Annotated in this window: 2 rRNA genes; both read left to right on the forward strand. The window is 56.0% G+C overall.

Annotated features, from left to right (window positions below):
• Nucleotides 1–1,087 (forward strand): 16S ribosomal RNA (locus tag JK358_RS38655); the annotation flags it as partial.
• A gap of 295 nt (nt 1,088–1,382) precedes the next feature.
• Nucleotides 1,383–4,384, forward strand: a 23S ribosomal RNA gene (locus tag JK358_RS38660); the annotation flags it as partial.

A 4,384-nucleotide genomic window follows, 5' to 3' on the forward strand; every position in this document is an offset into this window, starting at 1 on the left:
GACAGGGACGAAGCGCAAGTGACGGTACCTGTAGAAGAAGCACCGGCCAACTACGTGCCAGCAGCCGCGGTAATACGTAGGGTGCGAGCGTTGTCCGGAATTACTGGGCGTAAAGAGCTTGTAGGCGGTCTGTCGCGTCGATTGTGAAAACTCACAGCTCAACTGTGAGCCTGCAGTCGATACGGGCAGACTAGAGTACTTCAGGGGAGACTGGAATTCCTGGTGTAGCGGTGAAATGCGCAGATATCAGGAGGAACACCGGTGGCGAAGGCGGGTCTCTGGGAAGTAACTGACGCTGAGAAGCGAAAGCGTGGGTAGCGAACAGGATTAGATACCCTGGTAGTCCACGCCGTAAACGGTGGGTACTAGGTGTGGGTTTCCTTCCACGGGATCCGTGCCGTAGCTAACGCATTAAGTACCCCGCCTGGGGAGTACGGCCGCAAGGCTAAAACTCAAAGGAATTGACGGGGGCCCGCACAAGCGGCGGAGCATGTGGATTAATTCGATGCAACGCGAAGAACCTTACCTGGGTTTGACATACACCGGAAAGCCGTAGAGATACGGCCCCCCTTGTGGTCGGTGTACAGGTGGTGCATGGCTGTCGTCAGCTCGTGTCGTGAGATGTTGGGTTAAGTCCCGCAACGAGCGCAACCCTTATCTTATGTTGCCAGCGCGTAATGGCGGGGACTCGTGAGAGACTGCCGGGGTCAACTCGGAGGAAGGTGGGGACGACGTCAAGTCATCATGCCCCTTATGTCCAGGGCTTCACACATGCTACAATGGCCGGTACAGAGGGCTGCGATACCGTGAGGTGGAGCGAATCCCTTAAAGCCGGTCTCAGTTCGGATCGGGGTCTGCAACTCGACCCCGTGAAGTTGGAGTCGCTAGTAATCGCAGATCAGCAACGCTGCGGTGAATACGTTCCCGGGCCTTGTACACACCGCCCGTCACGTCATGAAAGTCGGTAACACCCGAAGCCGGTGGCCTAACCCCTCGTGGGAGGGAGCCGTCGAAGGTGGGATTGGCGATTGGGACGAAGTCGTAACAAGGTAGCCGTACCGGAAGGTGCGGCTGGATCACCTCCTTTCTAAGGAGCATCTGCTCAACGAACTCGAAGAGTCGAACTTCGTTGTGCCAGAGCCGTTTGAGTCCCCGAACGTGGGACCACGGAGCTCATGGGTGGAACGCTGACAAGCTCTCCCGCGAAAGCGGTTGATATATCGACACACTGTTGGGTCCTGAAAGAACAGACGTTCTTTCCAGGCAAAAAACGATCCGCCAGGATCTCATGAGATATCGGCCCCGGAGGGGTGCAGATCCTTGAATCAAGTTCTGGTGGGTGTGTTGTTTGAGAACTGCACAGTGGACGCGAGCATCTTTGTTAGTAAGTGTGTAAGAGCGTACGGTGGATGCCTTGGCACCAGGAGCCGATGAAGGACGTAGGAGGCTGCGATAAGCCTCGGGGAGCTGTCAACCGAGCTGAGATCCGAGGATTTCCGAATGGGGAAACCCAGCACGAGTGATGTCGTGTTACCCGCGTCTGAATATATAGGGCGTGTGGAGGGAACGTGGGGAAGTGAAACATCTCAGTACCCACAGGAAGAGAAAACAACAGTGATTCCGTGAGTAGTGGCGAGCGAAAGCGGAAGAGGCTAAACCGATTATGTGTGATAGACGGCAGTCGTTGCATAGTCGGGGTTGTGGGACCTACTTACTCAATTCTGCCGAGTTGGGCACAAGTAAGAAACCGTTGTGTTAGTCGAATTGGTCTGGGACGGCCAACCGTAGAGGGTGAGAGTCCTGTAGACGAAAACTCAACGGCTTGTGTAGTAGGCACCCGAGTAGCAGCGGGCCCGTGAAATCTGCTGTGAATCTGTCGGGACCACCCGATAAGCCTGAATACTACCTGGTGACCGATAGCGGACTAGTACCGTGAGGGAAAGGTGAAAAGTACCCCGGGAGGGGAGTGAAATAGTACCTGAAACCGTGCGCTTACAATCCGTCAGAGCTGACTTGTTCAGTGATGGCGTGCCTTTTGAAGAATGAGCCTGCGAGTCATCGGTGTGTGGCGAGGTTAACCCGTGTGGGGTAGCCGTAGCGAAAGCGAGTCCGAATAGGGCGAACCAGTCGCACACTATGGACCCGAAGCGGAGTGATCTACCCATGGCCAGGGTGAAGCGACGGTAAGACGTCGTGGAGGCCCGAACCCACTTAGGTTGAAAACTGAGGGGATGAGCTGTGGGTAGGGGTGAAAGGCCAATCAAACTCCGTGATAGCTGGTTCTCCCCGAAATGCATTTAGGTGCAGCGTCGCGTGTTTCTCACCGGAGGTAGAGCTACTGGATGGCCTAGGGGGCCCACAAGCTTACCGAAGTCAGCCAAACTCCGAATGCCGGTGAGTGAGAGCGCGGCAGTGAGACTGTGGGGGATAAGCTTCATAGTCGAGAGGGAAACAGCCCAGATCGCCGGCTAAGGCCCCTAAGCGTGTACTAAGTGGAAAAGGATGTGGAGTCGCGAAGACAACCAGGAGGTTGGCTTAGAAGCAGCCACCCTTGAAAGAGTGCGTAATAGCTCACTGGTCAAGTGATTCTGCGCCGACAATGTAGCGGGGCTCAAGTACACCGCCGAAGCCGCGGCATTCGCACATATATCTTGCTTTCGAGCCAGGAGTGCGGATGGGTAGGGGAGCGTCGTGTAGCCAGGGAAGCGGCGGAGTGATCCAGCCGTGGAGGCTGCGCGAGTGAGAATGCAGGCATGAGTAGCGAAAGACGAGTGAGAAACTCGTCCGCCGAATGACCAAGGGTTCCTGGGCCAGGTTAATCCGCCCAGGGTGAGTCGGGACCTAAGGCGAGGCCGACAGGCGTAGTCGATGGACAACGGGTTGATATTCCCGTACCCGTGTATCCGCGCCCAATGGCGAATCATCTGTGCTAACCGTCCAAAAGTTCCTTAATCCACCTTCGGGTGGAAGGGGAACGGCTGCACGGGACCCTGGGTGTAGTAGTCAAGCGATGGGGTGACGCAGGAAGGTAGCTGGGCCAGGTGATGGAATACCTGGTGTAAGCCTGTAGGGAGTGGTGTAGGCAAATCCGCACCGCACATATCCTGAGAGGTGATGCGTAGCCGATTGAGGCGAATTCAGTGATCCTATGCTGCCGAGAAAAGCCTCTAGTGAGTTGATACACGGCCCGTACCCCAAACCGACACAGGTGGTCAGGTAGAGAATACCGAGGCGATCGAGAGAACTGTGGTTAAGGAACTCGGCAAAATGCCCCCGTAACTTCGGGAGAAGGGGGACCTCGGCTGGTGACCGGATTTACTCCGTGAGCTGGTTGGGGTCGCAGAGACCAGAGAGAAGCGACTGTTTACTAAAAACACAGGTCCGTGCGAAGTCGTAAGACGATGTATACGGACTGACGCCTGCCCGGTGCCGGAAGGTTAAGAGGACCGGTTAGCGCCTTCGGGTGCGAAGCTGAGAATTTAAGCCCCGGTAAACGGCGGTGGTAACTATAACCATCCTAAGGTAGCGAAATTCCTTGTCGGGTAAGTTCCGACCTGCACGAATGGCGTAACGACTTCTCTGCTGTCTCAACCACAGACTCGGCGAAATTGCAGTACGAGTAAAGATGCTCGTTACGCGCGGCAGGACGAAAAGACCCCGGGACCTTCACTATAGCTTGGTATTGGTGTTCGGTACGGTTTGTGTAGGATAGGTGGGAGACTGTGAAGCAGGCACGCCAGTGTTTGTGGAGTCGTCGTTGAAATACCACTCTGATCGTATTGGACCTCTAACCTCGGACCCTGATCGGGTTCAGGGACAGTGCCTGGTGGGTAGTTTAACTGGGGCGGTTGCCTCCCAAAATGTAACGGAGGCGCCCAAAGGTTCCCTCAGCCTGGTTGGCAATCAGGTGTCGAGTGCAAGTGCACAAGGGAGCTTGACTGTGAGACCGACAGGTCGAGCAGGGACGAAAGTCGGGACTAGTGATCCGGCACCGGCAAGTGGAAGCGGTGTCGCTCAACGGATAAAAGGTACCCCGGGGATAACAGGCTGATCTTCCCCAAGAGTCCATATCGACGGGATGGTTTGGCACCTCGATGTCGGCTCGTCGCATCCTGGGGCTGGAGTAGGTCCCAAGGGTTGGGCTGTTCGCCCATTAAAGCGGCACGCGAGCTGGGTTTAGAACGTCGTGAGACAGTTCGGTCTCTATCCGCCGCGCGCGTCAGAAACTTGAGGAAGGCTGTCCCTAGTACGAGAGGACCGGGACGGACGAACCTCTGGTGTGCCAGTTGTTCCGCCAGGAGCACGGCTGGTTTGCTACGTTCGGAAGGGATAACCGCTGAAAGCATCTAAGCGGGAAGCCTGTTCCAAGATGAGGTTTCTCACC

The sequence above is a fragment of the Nocardia acididurans genome (assembly GCF_016741815.1).
GTDB classification, from domain to species: Bacteria; Actinomycetota; Actinomycetes; order Mycobacteriales; family Mycobacteriaceae; genus Nocardia; species Nocardia acididurans.